Below are 2397 nucleotides of genomic sequence, written 5' to 3'. Positions count from 1 at the left end.
GGCGCGGGTATCGTGCTATCTGGGAGGTCAAATTGAGATATTTAATATTCTTAACCTGTCTATTTTCATTTCAGGTTTATGCTGCTGATGGATCAGCTTTCTTTTCAGAAATAGGCCAACTTATTCAAGATATCAGGGATTTTTTCACTATTGAAATCCCTGATTTAATCAGCCGAATCATTGCTTATATGCTTGAGTTTGTTGTTTATGCCAAGGTCGTTAGCATGTTATTTATGATGCAACTCGCTTCTGACGTTGCAGGTCATATTTTAAATGATTTGAACATTACTCAACATATCTCAACTGCGTTAACTGCATTGCCAACCGATGTTGCTTATTTTGCATCTCGCTTGCGTTTGCCAGACTGCATTATGTTTCTTTTTGAGTGTTACATGACTCGTTTTGTACTCAATATGGTGGGTTGGTAATGGCTGCGATAATCAGACACGGCCCCCCGGGATCTTATAAATCAGCGCTTATTATTTCCAAGCATTTAATACCAGCGCTAAGGGAAGGGCGCATAGTAGTTACAAATGTCGAAGGCGTTTATCCACTTAAATATATTGAAAAAGCCCTTGGTGAAAAATTTCCTGATACGTCAGCACTAATTCGTATTAATTCTATTGGTGCAGAGCGCGCAGAACTCTGGCGCCATTGGTATTGTTGGATGCCTCTTGGTGCTATGGTGATTCTTGATGAAGCTCAAGATGTTTACACAACAACAAAAGAATGGTCAGAAGATAAAACCAAATACAAGCCCATTGAAGTTTTTAAAGATAAATTACCAAAGTCTATTATTTCTCTTTATCACTCTCAGCTTGACTCAATTAAGCCAGACGATTTTGATGAGGGTGATATAGACGATACTGGTGAGCTTATGTTTAACAACGATGGTACTGTTGTTTATCCCGTTTCTCTTAATTCCGCTTTTAAGCGTCACAGAAAATACAACTGGGATATTGTCCTTGGCACTCCCGATATAGAAGATATAAACAAACGCATTCGCGGTACATGTGAAACCGCTTTTGCGCACCGCAACCGTGACTCAATACCTTTTTTTAAACGTAAACCGCTTATCAGTGAACACAAGCCCAAAACTACCGGCTTAACCGTTAAAGACACGTTTAAGAAAACCGAAAAAGTTCCGCTATGGGTTCACCTTTGTTACAAATCAACCCAGACCGGCAAAAACACAAAATCAGGCCAGTCTGACAACCCTTTTAAACATCCGAAGATCATATTAATTATGATCCTTATTGTTTCCTCACTAGGATATGTTGGCTATGGTTTATGGCAGATCTTTATTAATGATTATGGTAAGAATTCAGAGGTTAAAGAGCCGATTTCTGAGCCCGTTTCAAAAATTGTACCGAAAGGTCTTCCGACCTCTACTGAGCAAGCTCTTCAAGCTAGCGTTCAAGTTGATAAAAAAACTGATGGTCTTACTGCTCGTTATAATAGCATTGCGTTGGCTGCTACTGGGAACGCTGGCCGTATTGACGTAAATCCTTACGCTGCACACAAAATCTGGCTCTCTGGTTATGCACACCCAAACAACTATATTTTCACACTAGACTTCGGAAACAATACCGTTACCCAAGTAAATAATGATGACCTTGCTATACTCGGCTATGTCGTTAAATTTCAGCAACATGGCTTGGTCATGCTTAAGAATAATTACACTGACCAAGTGTTGTTTGCCACTTTTGATCCGATGGCAAAATCAGAAAAATTTGTCGATAAAGATGATTCACAAACTTTTAGCAAGGACAACAATTTATACAATGAAGTCACTTCTAACCATATCACCAATGCTTTCGCAGGCTAGCCGCGCGAGGGAGCGATCTAGCGGACGAGTAGGCTGGCATGCTAAAGCGTTGGTGATAATGTTTTCTTTGTTTTTCACTTCAACAACGACACTGGCCAAGGTCGTCACTTCTTATGAAAACCGCCATTACAATGTCAGGTACAAGTTAAAACATGATGGCTATATCGATCTTTCTACGGTTTGCTATGACTATAAAAAGCATTCCATGGAGCGCAGATATTGTAGAGAACAAGCCCGTAGAACCTTTAACAAGCTTTGTGATAACACTAAAAGCAAAGACAAAATGAAATACTGCATCGCTTCCGCATTACATCCAGCACGCTGATATATGGCGAAGCCATGCCAAACCAACGAAGCCCCAGCAATTGGGGTTTCTTATCACAAGAACGCCAAACGCTAATCCCACAAAAAACTTTACATCTTTCTGCTAAACCGGAGCGAAGCGACAAACTGCGCTAATCGTTCAACAATCAATAAATTTTCCTGTCGAATGACAAACGATACTTTCAGCGCCATTTGGTGATATAACGCCGTTTATCTGGGTCGGTATATATAACTGCGCATTATGT

At 40.2% G+C, this 2397-nt stretch carries 2 protein-coding genes; both read left to right on the top strand.

Annotated features, from left to right (window positions below):
• The coding region (locus tag D1Z90_RS20310; RefSeq protein ID WP_232525325.1) for a hypothetical protein at positions 1-428 on the top strand (428 nt) is incomplete at its 5' end.
• Positions 428-1828, top strand: a complete 1401-nt coding sequence (locus tag D1Z90_RS20305) for a zonular occludens toxin domain-containing protein (RefSeq protein ID WP_119912596.1) — start codon at positions 428-430, stop codon at positions 1826-1828. The genes D1Z90_RS20310 and D1Z90_RS20305, both read left to right, overlap by 1 nt.
• Positions 1829-2397: the final 569 nt, after the last annotated feature.

The sequence above is a fragment of the Motilimonas pumila genome, from assembly GCF_003596335.1.
Taxonomy (GTDB): Bacteria; Pseudomonadota; Gammaproteobacteria; order Enterobacterales; family CBDFNC01; genus Motilimonas; species Motilimonas pumila.
Note: the sequence above shows the minus strand (reverse complement) of the source record. Positions and strands in the feature narration are given on the sequence as shown.